Origin of the sequence: Mesorhizobium sp. M7A.F.Ca.US.014.04.1.1 (assembly GCF_003998745.1) — a bacterium.
Taxonomy (GTDB): Bacteria; Pseudomonadota; Alphaproteobacteria; order Rhizobiales; family Rhizobiaceae; genus Mesorhizobium; species Mesorhizobium ciceri.
In genome coordinates, this window is sequence record NZ_RZRW01001380.1 from 1 (window position 1) to 557 (window position 557).

Genomic DNA, 557 nt, shown 5'->3' on the forward strand with positions numbered 1-557 from the left:
CTGGCTAGAGTTGGTGATCGGGATGCTGCCTTCCCCCTGCCGCATGGGCGCGGTGACGAGTTTCATCACGGCAGCCCGACGCCCGACCCGCGCGGACTGCCGAAAGGGCCGCGGCCGAGGAATATCATCGATCCCTATCTGCATATTGACCAGATCAAGGTGAGGACACGGGATTTCAAATAGTTCTGAGCGCGGAAATCGGCTGGGGGTGGCTCTGGCTAGGTTGAGCACTTGAACCTTGAAGACGCAGGCACGCCAGTCTCTTGTTCCTAAGGGCTCGGCCGACAGAGACGTCCCATCATGGACGGGTTCATCATGGACGGCGACCCTGGACATGATGACGCCACCGGCATCCAAGAGTCTGATAGGAGACCCGAACAATTGAGCGTAGCATTTGCTAAGTAGGAAAGTGCAGACGCCGCGTCGGAAACCATCTTGCCGGCTCGCCCTATCTCCGATCGGATTAACCTCGTCACGGAGGCGGGTCTCAGGATGCTGCAGATTGAATTGGCTCGCGCTCAGGTGGCGGGAATCAGGGACTTGAGCAGCGCTACAAC

1 protein-coding gene and 1 pseudogene are annotated in these 557 nt (G+C 58.9%); both read left to right on the forward strand.

The genetic code is table 11. From position 1 onward, the window contains the following. Positions 1-183, forward strand: a 183-nt coding sequence (locus EOA22_RS38425; protein ID WP_127390763.1) for a DNA polymerase, incomplete at its 5' end; no start/stop codon positions are given. Positions 184-381: 198 nt separating this feature from the next. Continuing rightward, positions 382-557, forward strand: a pseudogene (locus EOA22_RS39445) (transcription elongation factor); the annotation flags it as partial.